We start from the raw sequence: 16,479 nt of genomic DNA, 5'->3' as shown, positions 1-16,479 counted from the left end.
TGATCATCCCTTCTTTGGAAGTGTAACTGGTAATTTTCCTTTCACCTTTACTTTTCCAAATACTGCTTCTGCAGCTGTTTGTAATGCTGGGTTGGTAAACTCATATGTTGCTATATAGGCTGGGACATTTGGTAAATAAGCGATATCGTAAGGGCTTCTTGTAGCAATGATGATGACATTAGAATTTTCCTTAAACAGCTCCTCTACCATTTTTACTTGTTGGTCATCTGCCTTTACGGATAGCGTCCCAACGATTACTGCGACATAATCTTTTGCAACTATTTTCAAATGTTTAATTTCCTTTTCGGTCGGAGGATTTGACAGCTCAAAGACTTCTGTATTCTCATGAATTTTCCCAACTGCTTCACCTAACGAAAAAGTAGAATAACGTTTATCTTCTACCTGCATTGCATAGCTATTTTTGGCATATATAACTAATATACGTTCACTAGCTTCAAGGTTTAAAGGAATGATATTATCATTTTTCACGATGGTAATTCCTTGTTTATAAATCTCATAAGCCTCTACTTCATGTAGCTTGGCTCCTACATCTGTAGAAACCACTAGTTTAGAATCTAAAGGAATATCATCCCAAGATAAATATTTATCCTTTAATTCCATTACACGTTTATAAGAAGCTTCTATAATTCCCTCTGAAATCTCTCCGCTTTTTATCGATTCTTCTATTAAATTTAATGCTTCATATTGTCTTGATTGTAGGTGGGAAATCATGATTAAATCGATACCTGCTTTTAACGCTTCAACCGATCCTTCTGCTGTTCCGATTCCTTCCGAGATTGCATTCATTTCCATGCAGTCCGTTGTAACGACACCATTAAAGCCTAATTGTTCACGAAGTAATCCGGTAATTACTTTGCGAGAAAGTGTTGCTGGCACGTTTTCTTGGTCTTCTATTGCAGGAAAAAACACATGTGCGGACATAATCGTATCAGCACCTTGCTCGATAACTTCAACAAAAGGCTTTAATTCGATTTGTTTAAGTCTTTCTATATCATGAGCAATGGTAGGCAGATCAAGATGTGAATCGATATTCGTATCACCATGTCCTGGGAAATGCTTTAAAGTTGTGATGATACCTGCATCTTGCATTCCTTTTACTGCTTGCTTCCCAAATTCGGATACTAGCTCCGCAGATTCTCCATACGAGCGAACTCCTATTACAGGGTTATCGGGGTTATTATTTACATCTAGTACTGGGGCTAAGTTCCAATTGATTCCTAGTGCCTTTAATTCACGCCCAGTTATAAGTCCAGTAATATATGCATTTTCACTATAACCGGTTGCGCCTAACAGCATCGCTCCTGGAAGAATTGTTGCTCCTTCGCCTAGTCTTCGAACAACACCATTTTCTTGATCGATACAAATTAATAAAGGTTTCTCATGTCCTGCTTCCTTTGCCTCACGTTGTAACTCCGTGGTTAAAGCTAAAACCTCTTCTGTCGTACCAATATTTCTTCCAAACAGAATAATTCCACCTACATGTCGTTCACGAATTAGTTTTTTAATTTCTGGAGTAGCCGTTTTTCCTTTAAAGCCAAACACCATGAGTTGGCCGATTTTTTCTTGTAACGATTTATTCATTATGTATCACTCCAAGTTCTTTTATAGTTCAAAACCAGGGATTGATTTTCCTTTCCTTATGTTAGCACCAACTGGATATTTCAATGTTTGTGCATAACTCGTTCTAGCTAAGCAACCTCTCATTGTGCCTAATGCTTTATAGTAATCAAAGTAACGAAAATCACTAGAGTTCATGATGAACCAATATTGTGATAAAGCTTCTAAATATGTATCAAATTCCTCGGAAACATCTACAAAAACATCTGGTACATATCCTTCCATGTCCTCCCAGTTCTCACTGTGGAACATTCTTGTTAAGGAATGAGGTGGTAGCCCATCTATGTCAAATCCAGGTAGTGCACTTTTTAACCACGCGGCCTGAACAATTCTAGGACATAACGCATGATCAGGATGCATACTGTTTTCCCAATGGGTAATCACGATATTTGGTTTTAACTCACGAAAGATTCTAGCAACACTTGTTACAATTTGATTATCTTCTTTTAATTCCGCATCTTTAAATTCTAAGGTGATACTTTTCCCACCTAAAATTGCTGCAGCATTCTCTGCTTCCTTTATTTTCTGTTTTCGGTATTCCTCAACCGAAATGTAAGGTGGATTCCCTTTTTCTCCGGCGGTTAAATGTAAAAAAGTTACCTCATGACCTGCTTTCGCATATTTATGAGCAATTGCTCCGGCTTGAATTTCTGCATCCCCACAATGTGCTCCAACTACCATTACATGATAATTTCCGTTCATATTCTCACCCCTTCTAAGAAATTTATACTACGATTCTTTGATATCGCTTACATTTCAAAATTATAAAATAATTTTTTCTATTAATTCGACCTAACTTCATGATTATTTTATTTTCATTATACATTAAAATATTGTTTTTGAAATAGTAATTCACTGTTTTTTTAATAAAATTGTATTATTATTTCAATTATATTAAGTCTAAAGACCTATTAGAACAACAAAAAGAGTTCTTTGTCCCTATGATTTAAATAAAGGAATCTTAGTTTAGATGTTGAATAACTATATTGAAAGCGCTTTTACAAAATAATGGAGGTGGACGTTTTGAAAAAACTACGGATGTTAGGATTTATTAGTTTATTAGCTTTTACAGGAATCTTTTTAAATGGGTTTACTAGTTTTGCAGAAAGTGAGACCCAAATGATTCGGATTGGGGTCGTTCCTTCAGCTGAATCTATCCGGATAGGAAGTAATGAAGATTTCTCGATTACGGATAAAGAAACTGGTGAGGTTATTTATACTGGTGAAAATGATGAAGTTAGTGTGGAGTTAGCATCAAGTGCTACGATTGAAACGAATTACCGCCTACAAACTGCATGGACAACCAGTGTTCCATACATGCAAGATTGGTTAAATAGAGCTGAAGCTGCTGGTTATGATACCTATATCGAAGACTATAATGGTGGATGGCGTTTGTTAATTGGTAAGTTCCCACAAGATGCTGGATGGGGTGATCGAGAAGCATTCCGTCAACAAATGATTACAGAAGGTTTTGCTGGAAATGACTCCTATTGGAGATTAATTACCGTTTCATCAGGTGAAACAGAAATTCGTGTTGTAGCTAATGGATTCGAGACAATTGTACCTAATGCTGTACAGATAAGCTCTGAAAATGGGGTTATCAAGATTAATGGTAATCAATATCGTGGAATTGGTGAAGTCGCTTTCAATAGCTCTGGTACATTAGCTGGAATTAACGAGTTGCCACTAGAGGAATACTTATATGGTGTTGTTCCTCGAGAATTACCACCGAATCCTTACAATGAATTAGAAGCACAGAAGTCACAAGCAGTAGCTGCAAGAACGTATGCAATTGGAGGACTTGGCAAGCGTAGTGCAGACGGATATGACTTACTACCAACTACATCTGACCAAGTGTATGGAGGTTACGATGCAGAGCATCCAATCTCAACTCAAGCAGTGCAAGAAACAGCTGGAGTTGTAGCAACTTATAATGGGGAGTTAATTGATGCAGTATACCATTCAACTAGTGGAGGATTTACTGCTAACAATGAAGATGTATGGAATTCCGATCCTATACCATATCTTCGTGGAGTCCCAGATTCCCAGCATGGTAAGTCTATGGAAAATGTACCTAATTTAAATGTATTTAAAAATAGCGCAAACCCTAAATCATTACGTGCACAGCGAAATGGAGACTTTGAATCAGATTGGTCTAGATATCATCGTTGGCATTTTGAATGGACAAATGAGGAAATTAGCCAAGTGTTAAGTGATTACTTTAGTACCGATGTTGGGCAAGTCTATGAAATCAATGTATTAGGCCGTGCAAATTCCGGAAGAGTACTAGAAATAGAATTTGTAACAGAGAATGGCACATTTTATGAATATAAAGACCGTATTCGTTGGGCTCTTAAATATATTAATGCGAATGGTGCACAAAGTGTACTACTAAGTACATTATTCTATATTGAACCTGTAAAGGATAATAGTACGAAAGAAGTTATTGGTTTTGAAGTATATGGCGGTGGCTGGGGCCACGGTGTAGGACTATCCCAAACTGGAGCTATGGGGATGGCAACAAAAGGTCATACGTATGAGGAAATCTTGAAGCATTATTATCAAGGTATTGAATTAGAAGAGCGTTACTAATAATAAAAAGCAGGGGCAAAAGTAACTAAAATTTGTGTTTAATGCATATAACCGCTCCGGAAATATACTTGCGGTTACTTCCAGCACAGGGGAATCAGCGGGGCCTCACCTATGTCTATCTCTTCCCGCAGGAGTCACCGTATATTTTCGGAGCATAATTTGCATTATTGATTAGTATTAGCCAGTTCATGATATACTTGTAAAAAGTCTTATTACCTTTGATGAACTAAATAAATTCAAAAAAATTCTCTAATCATTAGAATAAAATGTTTTCCGACTTACTACTTCCAAAATTCTCTTAACTTTTTCTTTACTATTTCATTAATACTTCTATCTAATTCTATATACGCCCCAATAACCGACCCTGCGACTGGTGGGAGCTCGGGTAGTGTGAACGATAGCTTGTTCGTGTAACCTTTTATGTTTTCTTGGATTAACCCCGGCAGTATTTCTTGATTAGAAAAAAGACCTCCACATAAGATAACCTCTACCTGCTCATCATAACGAAATAGTTTCTGATACAACGTATAAATACTGAGACTTATTTCCTTCGATACATCGTTTATAATTTCTAAAGCTACTTGATCATGTAAATCTACTGCTTTAAATACTATTCTAGATACTTTAGATATTTCTAGCCGAGGATTATGAGAATGATAGATATTATCAATTAGTGCTCTTCCTTCCTCTACTTGAAAATACTCATATAGTAAATCTAATATTACCGTATTCGGTCCACGTCCATCGACAAACCGTAACGCTGCAGCGATTCCTTTTTGGCCAACATCGTACCCGCTTCCTTCATCACCTAGCAGATAACCCCAGCCTCCAACTCGATCTTGTTTCTTTTGATCATTCATACCATATGTAATTGAACCGGTACCACAAATCTGTACAATTCCTGGTTTACCAAATGTTCCAGAATACAATGCATTGATAGTGTCCACTACTACCGTAATCTTAGTAGCTGGTAAGAAGTTTGGAGTGATGATTTCTTCTAGTAACTTAAGTGAAGCCTTACTTCCAGCACCAGAAATTCCAGCAAAAACACTTACCACTTTGTTAATATTTCCCTTTAACTTTTCCTTAATATGTTGAAAGATCTGCTGAAATGTCCTTTCTAACTCTTCTTTGGAAACAGCATTAGGGTTAGTTGATCCATATGTGCGATTCATTAAAACATTACCATCCAAATCAGCCAAAACAATGGCCGTTTTTGTTCCACCACCATCTATTCCAACAACATACTTCATCCTATCACCTTAATACAATAAATAATTTTTTCTAATTAATTCAAATTGATTTATATCATCTTGTAACTGAGCACGGAACGGAGTCGTATCCCCTTTAATAATTTGCTTACGTAATTTGTCTGTTCCGGCTAAAAGATCTAGGAAATACCGATTAAGTTTACCTGCAAGGATAAATTCTAGTTTGTCAGGATAAAGTTTATATATCGTTTCTAGTATTAATATTCCCATTTCAAACGGCTGAAGATTTATGCGATCAGCAACATGAATTTGAACCCCTTCACAAACCTCACCAGCATGCTTTTGATACATTGGTTTAAATACCGCTGGTCGAAAACGAACGCCCTCCATATTTAACCCATTCAACTTGTCCGCTAATTTTCTACTATCCATAAAAGGAGCACCTATTACTTCAAAAGGCCTTGTTGTCCCTCTTCCTTCTGATAAATTCGTTCCTTCCACTAAACATGTTCCTGGGTAAAGGACACACATATCCATATTCGTCGTATTAGGAGATGGGGAGACCCAGAATAAATCCGTTTGGTCAAAATACTTTTCCCTACTCCAGCCGTCCATTGGTATTACTTCTAATTCACAATCCACTCCAAACTCATGTTTAAATAAAAGTGCGAGTTCACCAATTGTCATGCCATGTCTTACTGAAATAGGAAATTTACCAACAAATGATTGAAAATCTTTCTCTACTATATTTCCTTCTACAGACTGCCCATTAATCGGATTTGGCCGATCAAGAACTACAACCTTTTTTCCTTCTTGCCCACAAATTTGCATCGTATTAGCCAAGGAATAAATAAATGTATAATAACGCGCACCAATATCTTGTAAGTCACAAAATACTACATCCACTTCTTTCAACATCTCCACATTAGGCTTTTTCTCTTTATTATATAAACTATAAATCGGGATACCAGTGTATGGATCAATACTAGACTCTATTAATTTTCCTTCTTGAACTTCACCACGTATCCCATGCTCAGGCCCGAATAGTGCTGTTAATTGAAGCTTTTTATGCTGATGAAATAAATCTATTGTTGTTTCTAATTTATGATTAACCCCAGTTAAATTCGTTAGTAAACCAATACGCTTTCCTGAAAATTCATCTACGTGATTCTCTAAAAAAACTTCTAAACCAAGTTTCATTTTCCTCCTCCTACCTTTAAACAAAGCAAGTTATGTTTCTCCTCCAAGTATAGTCAACTACATTACGGTATTCAATTAGAATTTTTGAAATACTATTTCATTTTCGTATAAAAAAGCTATCTCAGGCTGACCTAAGATAGCTTACTTACTGAATCACGGTATACAATTTTATATGGAATAATAATTCGCTTCGTCGGTTCATTTTTATTATTCGCTTTTTCAATAAGTGCACGGGCAGTTTGTGCACCGAGCTCGTAAATTTGAATATCGACCGTTGTGAGTGCAGGTCTAGTAATCTCAGAAAGATAAACATTATTAAAGCTCACAATAGAAATATCCTGTGGTATACGAATCCCATAGTTCTCAAGCATACTTAATATTCCTAAACTAATTAAATCATCACTTACTACTAAACCAGTCGGAGGAATCGCTAGTGACATAAGATGTTCAACAGCCTCACGACCACCTGACTTAAGAAATTCCGTATGAATTTTATATGGCTCACAATCTTCTATTCCAGCTTCTTGTAAAGCAGCAACATATCCACTTTCACGATCACGTGTCACAAATAAATCCCTTGAACCACCAATAAATCCAATTCTCTCATGCCCCATATCAATTAAATGCTGGGTAATTTCTTTTCCAGCTTTAAAATTATCATTATCCACGTGTGTAATCTCAGTATCAAAGTCATCGGGCTTTCCGACAATAACGAACGGAAAACCTTGTTCCCTCAAAAAGCTTGTCACTTTATCATTAATTCGTGAGTAAAGAAGGATAACACCATCGACATAGCTCCCATAAACCATGCGTTGTACTTCACTTAATATCTCTACTTCTGTTTCCCCTGTAGATAGATACATAGAGTATTCTGCTTCATGAATTACCGAACCAATCCCGCGTAAAATTTCTGGAAAGAATGGATTTTGTAAAGCAATATTTGTACTTGAAGGCATAATGACACCAATTGCTTTAGTCGACTTTACAACTAAATTTCGTGCATTCACATTCGGATGATATCCTAGATCCTTCATCGCTTTTCGTACTTTTTTCTTCGTGTCTTCACTTATCCGTGGATTATTAGCAATGACACGAGAAACTGTAGAGGGGGAAACCCCACTAATCTTAGCTACATCTTTGATTGTTACCACATTTCCCACCTCTACCTTTGACTCTAATTTTTATAGTTTAATTGTATGACTATTCTTACCGTTAACAGAAACTGTTCGTTCTGTACCAACCACTTCAACATTTATTTCATTATATGCTGGATTGTAATTTCCTTCTATAGTTACTATATTGATATTTATTTTACCTTTTAAAGATTGAATATCAATATCAAGTTTTATATATTCACCATTTTCATATGCAAATGTTTCCCCATCATCATCATAAAACGTGAAGGAATAATTTTCTTCCGAATCAGAAGCATAAACCTTCATTGTAAGAGTTTTCGTTTGTTTATCTTGATTTGAATTCCATTCACCTTGCAGAAGAGCAGTACCTTTACGAACAAAGATCGGTAAGTCTTCTAACTCAGCATGTACAAGATGAACGTTTTCGCCTTCATAGCTTACACCCGTTGTATACTCTATCCATTCCCCTTTAGGTAAGTATACAGCACGATCTGTAACAGAAGGATTTAATATTGGAGCCATGATCACGTTGTCCCCAAGCATGAATTGATCATTTAGGTTATATGTTTTTGCATCTTCTGGATATTCCATTAATAATGGTCGCATTACTGGAAGGCCGTTTTTGCTTGCTTGATAGAATAGAGAGTAGAGCTGCGGCATCCATTTATAACGCATTTGAATATATTTTTTCATGATAGATTCATATTTTTCACCAAACTGCCATGGTTCTTGGTAACGGAATCCAATAGCTGAATGGTTACGGAAGAATGGTGTAAAAGCCCCGACTTGAGTCCATCGTGTTAATAATTCTGCATTCGTATCATGTGCAAATCCACCAACATCTGGACCAGTAAATGGTACACCAGATAATCCTAGATTCATTACCATTGGTAGAGACATTTGTAAATGCTCCCAAAAGCTACGATTATCTCCTGTCCAAACAGAGCCATAACGCTGCACACCAGCATAACCTGCCCGAGTAAGTAAGAATGGGCGTTTGCCATGAAGATTTTCTTTCATTCCTTCATATGTTGCTTTCCCCATTAATAATCCGTACACATTGTGGAGTTCACGATGTGTTGTAGGATTTCCATCATTTCGATGCATTACTTCTAAATCCATTGTTTTCGTTTCATTAAAAACAGCGGGCTCGTTCATATCATTCCAAATACCTTCAATTCCGATAGACGTATAGAATGCATGCTTTTCTCCCCACCACTTACGAACTCTTTCTTCTGTAAAATCAGGGAATGCACTATTACCTGGCCATACTTCACCATAGTAGATGTCACCCTCGATATACTTACAGAAGTTGTCTTCTAAAACACCTTCTTGATAAATCGGATATTCTGAATCCTTTTTCACGCCAGGGTCAACAATCGGCACAACACGAATCCCCATTTCTTTTAAATCAGCAATAAGCTTTTCAGGATTCGGGAATCTTTCTTTATCGAAAGTAAATACGCGGTAGCCATTCATATAGTGAATATCTAGATGAATCACGTCGACCGGAATATCTCTTTCAATAAAGTTATTCGCAAGTTCTCTTACTTCCGCTTCTGTTTCATAGCTGTAACGCGACTGATGATAGCCCAGTGACCATTTTGGTGGTAGTGGCATTCTACCAGTTAAATAAGTATATTGCTCTAACACATGTTTAGGATGAGGGCCAGCCATCACGTAATAATCAAGCTGTCCACCTTCAGCTGAGAAGGAATAGTACTCTTCTGATGATTTCATATCAAAATATGTCTTAAACGTATTATCAAAGAATATCCCGTGAGCTTTTCCATCACGTAATGTCATAAAATAAGGAATCGATTCATAAAGTGCATTCGTTTCTGGGTTATGTGGTGCATATACATCAGTATTCCACATTTCTAATTTCTCACCACGTTTATCTAAATGACCTGACTTTTCACCAAAGCCATAGAAATGGTCTTCCTTATCCATCTTTTTAAAAGCAATAACCTCTCCGTTTTCACGATAAGCCATCCCTTGCTTATCCTCAGACACAAGAATTCTTCCATTCTGATCCTCTATCGCCACCCTAAATGGTGACTTACGAATCTTTAATACTAATTCTGCTGTCTTCAATACTAGTAATTCTTTAGTATTTGTTTCCCCTATGGTTACTGCCTGAGGTGTCACTATAACAGATTTTGATAGATTTAAATTGGGCCATTCTTTAGAATTCATCGTTATCCGAACAATGGATGGAGTATAGAACTGAATTGTTACCTTCCCATTTGAACAAGTAAACAGATAGGCAGTTCCTTCTTTATAGAAATCCATTACATTACCTATATCTTGGTAGACGACTGCACTGCCATTAGTCTCTTTACCAGGGTGTATGGCAAAGCTCGTATCTTCAAGCATAAAGTACCTCCTGCACAGATCTAAGGTTTTCAAATTTAATAAGTACTAAAGCTGTATCAGTTAAACCTGATAAGATTAACTAATCTACTAGTTTATAAATTCTAGCTTCATAAGGCTTGAGTACTTTTTCATCATTTTCCACATAGTTACTTAGAATTATCTTTTTTGTTTTGTTTACTAAATGATTCGGAAAAGAAAACATTGCTTGTTCGGCAAATAAATTGGTAACTACTAAGAACATTTTTTCTCCCCAAGTTCGTGTATAAGCATAGATTTGGTCATGCTCTTCCATAATTAAATCGTAGTTACCATAAATGAATACACTTTCGTTTTTACGCAATTGAATCAATTTTTTATAATAATGGTATACTGAATCCGGATCATGTATTTCTTTTTCTACATTTATTTCTGGATAATTTGGATTCACCTTCATCCAAGGAGTACCTGTTGTAAAGCCCGCATTTTTCTCATTCGTCCATTGCATTGGAGTTCTTGAATTATCCCTACCTGTTTTCCAAATGACTTCCATAATGTCTTCTACAGGGGTTCCGTTTTCTAATTCATTGTAATAGTAATTCCTCATACCAACATCATTGTAATCATTAATTGAAGCGAATTGTACATTTGACATACCAATTTCCTGTCCTTGATAGATAAACGGAGTTCCTTGCATTAGAAAATACATCGTAGCCAAGCATTTGGCAGATTCAACACGATATTCTTCATCATTACCCCATGTAGAAATAGAACGAGGTTGATCGTGATTTTCTAGGAATAACGCATTCCAGCCAACACCTTCGAGTCCTTTTTGCCACTTAGTAAGTGTCTTTTTTAATGCATGTATATCCAGGCCATTATCCGAATTCTTTCCCCATAAATCTAGGTGTTCAAATTGAAAAATCATATCAAACTTGCCATTTTTTTCTCCAACCCATTCTTCAGCTTGGTCAATACTTACTCCGTTCGCTTCTCCAACGGTCATAATATCATAATTGGCAAACGTTTTTTCCTTCAATTCCTTAAGAAACACTTGGATACCATCTTGGTTCATATGCCCATCAAAAGAAGGAACATATTTTTTATTCTCCGGATTTGGCATATCTGGGAAGCCAGGTAACTTTTTAATATGAGAAATTGCATCTACTCGAAATCCATCTATGCCTTTGTCCAGCCACCAGTTTACCATCTTATACAATTCATTACGGACGGTTGGATTTTCCCAGTTTAAATCTGGTTGTTTACTAGAAAACACGTGAAGAAAATACTCATCTGTATTCTCATCATATTTCCATGCTGAACCACCGAAAATAGACTCCCAGTTATTTGGTTCTTTTCCATTTTTTCCCGGATGCCATATATAAAAATCTCTATATGGATTTTCCTTTGAAGTCCGTGATTCGATAAACCATGGATGCTCATCTGATGTATGGTTTATAACTAAATCCATGATTAACTTCATATCGCGACGATGAACTTCAGACAGTAGTAAATCAAAATCTTCCATTGTACCGAATTCATCCATAATATCTTGATAATCACTAATATCATAACCATTATCATCATTAGGAGATTTATAAATTGGACTCATCCAAATAACATCAATTCCCAAATCTTTTAAGTAATCAAGCTTAGAAATGACACCTTGTATATCCCCTATACCATCCCCATTAGAATCCATAAAACTCCGTGGATATACTTGATATGCCACAGCTTCCTTCCACCATATTCTTTCCATAGAAACTCTCCTTGCTAATCTATTCTTGTTGTCCACGATATAGAGACAGGGGTTTACTACACCACATTAACCATCGGCTTGTATCCCCCGTTATTGCATATACCAATCTATTCTTTTTTACTAGTAATTAGCTGTTCCATATAATCATCACTAAATCGTGTTTTCATGAATACTATGAGCAGCATCATGATAAATCCAAAAGTTTGTACCATAATCATCGTAATGATATTAAATTGAATAAATCCTAATAGCATTGCGATTAACGTAGGCACTCCGAACGAATTGACGACTAGATTAAGGGATTCTTTATATGTCTGAATTGTTGATACTTGTCCCTTTTTAGTAAGCAGAACAAATAATGACGATCCCAGCGTTATTACGAAAGTGCTGACAAACAATAGAATAAATAACGAAAATAGTAAACTTCCAACAATAAAGCTTTTATTCTGTATAAACCATTGACGAGCAAGTTCTGTCCTTAATTCTTCCGCTGTCTTTACGTCTTCAATAGAAAAATCATTCGTATAAGCTACCGTTACAATCTGGTTATCCGTATCTTTAATGACGAATTCATTCTCTTTAAAAATTAGTGCATTCTCTGCTTCTAATGCCTTATCTTCTTCAGAGGTCGATATATTTCCCCCGACAATTCCATTTTCCGTTTGTACAGAGAAGCTATTCGGTAATGTTAGTTGTCCTTGTGAATATTCCGCATCAACAAGCTCCGTTACGACCGATTCATCTAATAGAGAAAATGCATTCGGATATGTTTCTTCTACTGGATATGAATCCATCTTCGCAATATTTATCGACAATGGAATCATCATTAACCCATTTAAAAATAACAAGACGATGATGATTTGAAACCAATTTAATTGCTTTCTTCCAGTAAATACGCGTTTTGTTGAGATGATGCTTTTAAAATAATTGATTGGAAATATATCTTTTCTCAAGTTACTCACTTCATTTCTTAGAGAGTTAAATCCGTTATTATGCTAGTATTACCCTTTTGTACCACCTGATGTTAAACCAGCAACAAAATGTTTTTGTAGCATGAAGAATAATAAGGTAATCGGAATTGCGATTAGAATCGCACCAGCTGCAAATAATGCTACCTTTTGGTTTTGTGGGTTATTAATAAATGTTTGTAATCCAATTGCTACCGTATAATTTTCTGGTGAACGAAGCAAAAATTTCGCTAACATATATTCCCCAAACGGTGTCATAAATGCCCATAAAGATTGAACCGCAATCATCGGTTTAACTAATGGTAATACGATTTGAATGAAAATACGGAAATGACCTGCACCATCCAGTTTGGCAGATTCATCTAAATCATAAGGTACGGTATCGAAATAACCTTTCATTAGCCATGTATTCATCGGAATACCACCACCGATATAAAGGAACATTAAGAACCAACTCTGATCTAGAGCTCCCATTAATAATGCCATTACATAGAATGCTGTTAAAGCAGCAGTTGTTGGCACCATTTGGATAATAAGGAAGAATAGTAAGCTTTTCTTTCTTCCTACAAAGCGATATCTACTATACACATAACCTGCCAAAGTAATAAATGTTACTTGTACAAGCATCGTAACGACTGCAATGATTAACGTATTTAAATACCAACTACCATATAACGTTTCTGTAAATAGTCTTTGAAAATTCACTAACGTCCATTCTGCATTAAAGTTTAAGTTAAAAGCTGTCACGTTTCCAGCTTTAAAAGCAGAACTTGCTGTAATTAATAACGGATAAATAATAATAACCGCTAGTAATAATAAATAAAAATAGGTAAAAAATTTATTCACAATACGGGAGGTTTTTTGGGATTTTGTTATTCTGTTCATCACTAATCCTCCATTTCAAATGCTTTCGTTTTCTTAAAGATCATTAACGAAATGATAATGACAAATAGGGAAATAAACAATGTCACAGCAGATGCAATAGAATACTGTGGTGACGTTCCTGTTGTCAATTTATAAATCCAAGAAATTAAAATATCAGTTGAACCTGCTCCAGCACCAATACTTCCTGGTCCACCTTCATTAAATAGATAGATCATAGAGAAGTTATTGAAGTTACCTGTATATTGTGTAATAAAAATAGGTGCTGCAATGGTGAAGATTGCTGGCATCGTAATATGTCTGAAACGCTGAATAATACCAGCCCCGTCAATACGCGCCGCTTCATATTGTTCCTCTGGAATTGATTGTAGAATTCCAGATACAAGTACATATATAAACGGAAATCCTAGCCAACCTTGAATCATAATGATTGCAATTTTGGTGAAGAATGGATCTGTCTTCCACGGAAGACTTCCGATGTCTACAAAAGGTATTAATGCATCAATTAGTGGGATAACTTGCGTGTTTATCGCACCAATACTATCGTTAAACATATTTGAAAAACTCATGATCGTAATAAATGCCGGTACTGCCCACGGTAATAAGAAAATAATACCGAATACACGTTTGAATTTTATAAACTTCTGGTTTAAAACAAGTGCTGTAAAAATACCGATTACGATTTGTAGAGTTGTTGCTGCCAATGTCCAAATTACTGTCCATCCAAATACTGCAAAGAATGTATCACGATAAGAACTTAAGAAAAATATATCAGTAAAGTTAGTAAATCCTACCCAGTCAATTAGTTTTGCTGGAGGAATATGATAAAAATCATAGTTTGTAAATGCAATAAATATCGTTACTAATACAGGAAATACAATTGCAAATACCATTGCTACATAAGCAGGAATAGTGAATAAGTAAGGGAATCCACGATCTACCATATTAGCTAGCACCGATTTCATAGATGTATTTACTTTTTTGCCTTCTGCCCATGTAATAGCAACTTTTCTAGCATCGTTTAAATTTATTACGTAAAAAAGAAGGAATAGTAGAAGAATTAATAGTTGCAAAGAACCTTCAATTAAAATAAATAGTGAATGGTCCGTACCAGGGGTACTACCTAATGTTATTAAGCCTACTAGCGCTTCCGCTCCAAAGTTTATCATCTCTATAATAAACAAAGCGAAAATAGCAAGGAATGCTATCCCTTTAAAAATCTGTTTATTATAGATTTGACCTATACCAGGAATTATAGAGAGCAAAGTTGCTTTTCTAATACGCTTTACATCTTCTGTTTCTTTATATTCCACAAGTTCTCACTCCCTTTATAAATAAACTGAGGCAGAGAGCGTATCTCTGCCAAAGTTTAAGTTAACATTATTAGTATTTTTGAGAGATATTTTCACTAATAACGTCTACTGCGTCATTTGCTGCTTGTTCTGCTGTTTTGTTTCCAGAAGCAGCATCGAACATTAATGTTGCTGCACCTGTCCAAACTTCAGCCATTTGCGGAATGTTTGGCATAGGAATTGCATTGTTGTACTGGTTGATAACAGCAGTTGTTAGCTCATCGCCAGCTTCCGCTACAGTTACTCGAGTTAATTGGTTTGCAGGTACTTCACCTTTATCTTCATAAAGCTTTTGTTGATTTGCTTCGTTAGTAACAAAGTCTAACCATTTTTGTGCAGCTTCTGAATCTTTTGCATAGTTACTTGCAATCCAAGCTTTACCACCAGCAAATGGTTGGTACTCTTCACCATTTGGTAGAGTTGGGATCATAGAAACGCCATAGTTTACACCTGCTTCTTTATAGTTAGAAGCAGACCATGGTCCACCGATGATTGCAGCAGTTTTACCAGTAGTAAATTGCTCATCAATGAAGTTACCAGCAGTTGTAGAATCTAACATACCTTGTGGCCATTTATTGAACCATTCTGTAGCATATTCAATACCTTCAATAGCACCTTCAGTGTTTAAACCAATATCAGACGGGTCTGTACCATTTTCACCGAATACATATCCACCATATGCTGAAAGTAATCCGTAAGTGCTATAGAAATCTAACCAGTTAGCTAAGAACGCTGTAGTTCTTCCTGATTCAGAAGAAAATGCGAAACGCTCATCTTCTGCTAATGCTTCTAAGTCTGCGAATGTTTCAGGAGCTTGATCAATTAAATCTTTGTTGTAGTAAAGAATTAGTGATTCAATAACGAATGGTGCTCCATAAGTTTTACCATCGATTGTTACTTGTTGCTTATCTAAATCATCATAACGACCATCTTCAGGGAACGTATATTCCGCTAAATGACCTTGTTGTCCTAAGTTACCAACTCTATCATAAGGAGCAATCATAACATCTGGAGCAATTCCAGCAGGTCCATCAAGTGGAAGGGCTTCCAAAGTTTCGAATAAATCTCTCTCCGTTACCGTTACTTTAATACCAGTTTCATCTTCAAATGCAGGGACAATTGATTTTACATAGTCGATATATCCAGCTTCAACGCCGATTTCAAGTGTTCCAGCACTTTCTCCACCATCAGCAGAATCAGAGTCGCCACTATCTTCGTTGTCGCCTCCACATGCTGCTAATGCTAATAAACTAGTTAACATTGCAATAAAAGCAAGCTTTTTCCAATTAAATTTCATAATTTGAAATTCCTCTCTTTCTTTTCTAGTCATCTCTAACTAAAAAAATTGTTATTTTTAAAACTACTTATCTAGTAATCTGTAAGGTA

Annotated in this window: 12 protein-coding genes; 1 reads left to right on the top strand and 11 read right to left on the bottom strand. The window is 36.0% G+C overall.

Annotated features, from left to right (window positions below):
- Positions 1-3 precede the first annotated feature (3 nt).
- On the bottom strand, positions 4-1,602 hold the full coding sequence (gene nagZ, locus AB1K81_RS13090; protein ID WP_412977099.1) for a beta-N-acetylhexosaminidase: 1,599 nt from the start codon (positions 1,600-1,602) through the stop codon (positions 4-6).
- Between the two features lie 21 nt (positions 1,603-1,623).
- A complete protein-coding gene (locus AB1K81_RS13085) occupies positions 1,624-2,340 on the bottom strand; it encodes a PIG-L deacetylase family protein (RefSeq protein WP_412977098.1) in 717 nt (238 codons plus the stop codon).
- Positions 2,341-2,661: 321 nt separating this feature from the next.
- Here AB1K81_RS13085 and AB1K81_RS13080 point away from each other — a divergent pair, with 321 nt between their 5' ends.
- Positions 2,662-4,230: a SpoIID/LytB domain-containing protein gene (locus tag AB1K81_RS13080; protein ID WP_412977097.1), complete on the top strand. Its 1,569-nt coding sequence runs from the start codon at positions 2,662-2,664 to the stop codon at positions 4,228-4,230.
- A 281-nt stretch (positions 4,231-4,511) separates the two neighbouring features.
- Here AB1K81_RS13080 and AB1K81_RS13075 read toward each other — a convergent pair whose 3' ends face one another.
- From AB1K81_RS13075 to AB1K81_RS13035, 9 genes are all read right to left on the bottom strand, one after another.
- Complete coding sequence (locus AB1K81_RS13075; protein ID WP_412977096.1) at positions 4,512-5,483, bottom strand: N-acetylglucosamine kinase; 972 nt, start codon at positions 5,481-5,483, stop codon at positions 4,512-4,514.
- Positions 5,484-5,492: 9 nt separating this feature from the next.
- Positions 5,493-6,641 (bottom strand): exo-beta-N-acetylmuramidase NamZ family protein, encoded by a 1,149-nt coding sequence (locus tag AB1K81_RS13070; RefSeq protein ID WP_412977095.1) that lies wholly within the window; start codon positions 6,639-6,641, stop codon positions 5,493-5,495.
- Positions 6,642-6,772: 131 nt separating this feature from the next.
- Positions 6,773-7,792 carry a LacI family DNA-binding transcriptional regulator gene (locus AB1K81_RS13065; protein ID WP_412977094.1) on the bottom strand — a complete coding sequence of 340 codons (1,020 nt, stop codon included), beginning with the start codon at positions 7,790-7,792 and terminating at the stop codon, positions 6,773-6,775.
- 30 nt (positions 7,793-7,822) lie between these two features.
- Positions 7,823-10,156: a glycoside hydrolase family 31 protein gene (locus tag AB1K81_RS13060; protein ID WP_412977093.1), complete on the bottom strand. Its 2,334-nt coding sequence runs from the start codon at positions 10,154-10,156 to the stop codon at positions 7,823-7,825.
- A gap of 79 nt (positions 10,157-10,235) precedes the next feature.
- The gene (locus tag AB1K81_RS13055) at positions 10,236-11,891 is read right to left on the bottom strand and encodes a glycoside hydrolase family 13 protein (protein WP_412977092.1); all 1,656 of its coding nucleotides are present in this window, start codon (positions 11,889-11,891) and stop codon (positions 10,236-10,238) included.
- Positions 11,892-11,998: 107 nt separating this feature from the next.
- A complete protein-coding gene (locus AB1K81_RS13050; protein WP_412977091.1) occupies positions 11,999-12,844 on the bottom strand; it encodes a hypothetical protein in 846 nt (281 codons plus the stop codon).
- A gap of 48 nt (positions 12,845-12,892) precedes the next feature.
- Positions 12,893-13,744, bottom strand: coding sequence for a sugar ABC transporter permease (locus tag AB1K81_RS13045; protein WP_412977090.1), 852 nt, complete (start codon positions 13,742-13,744; stop codon positions 12,893-12,895).
- Between the two features lie 2 nt (positions 13,745-13,746).
- A complete protein-coding gene (locus AB1K81_RS13040; RefSeq protein WP_412977089.1) occupies positions 13,747-15,054 on the bottom strand; it encodes a sugar ABC transporter permease in 1,308 nt (435 codons plus the stop codon).
- A 70-nt stretch (positions 15,055-15,124) separates the two neighbouring features.
- Positions 15,125-16,390, bottom strand: a complete 1,266-nt coding sequence (locus tag AB1K81_RS13035; protein ID WP_412977088.1) for an extracellular solute-binding protein — start codon at positions 16,388-16,390, stop codon at positions 15,125-15,127.
- Positions 16,391-16,479 lie beyond the last annotated feature (89 nt).

Origin of the sequence: Ornithinibacillus jepli, assembly GCF_047228935.1 — a bacterium.
GTDB lineage: Bacteria > Bacillota > Bacilli > Bacillales > Amphibacillaceae > Ornithinibacillus.
This window is presented reverse-complemented; position numbering and strand designations above follow the sequence as displayed.